Here is a 269-nt window from a genome sequence, read left to right on the forward strand (position 1 = left end):
GTAGCGTCGTCAGTGACTGCGCCGATGTCATCGAGAGCGGCCGCTGTCTCGTCCCAGTCAGCATTGATCGACAGATCCAGCAGGGACCGCGAGTCCCCAGCAGTATCCTCGCCGAGCGTTGCTTGAACGGAGTGGTACGAGCGGTCTTCGTCTTGGCTGTGACACTTCGTTCCGTCGGCAATAATCGCGTCAGCGTCCGTTCCGGCAACACAGTCAGGAAGGAACTGCTTGAGCTTGCTGCCGTATTCTTTGGCACGGCGGTTGATGGT

Annotated in this window: 1 pseudogene; it reads right to left on the reverse strand. The window is 59.1% G+C overall.

The window, feature by feature from the left end:
* A pseudogene (locus C448_RS00140) lies at positions 1-269 on the reverse strand (ISH6 family transposase); the annotation flags it as partial.

Origin of the sequence: Halococcus morrhuae DSM 1307 (genome assembly GCF_000336695.1) — an archaeon.
GTDB lineage: Archaea > Halobacteriota > Halobacteria > Halobacteriales > Halococcaceae > Halococcus > Halococcus morrhuae.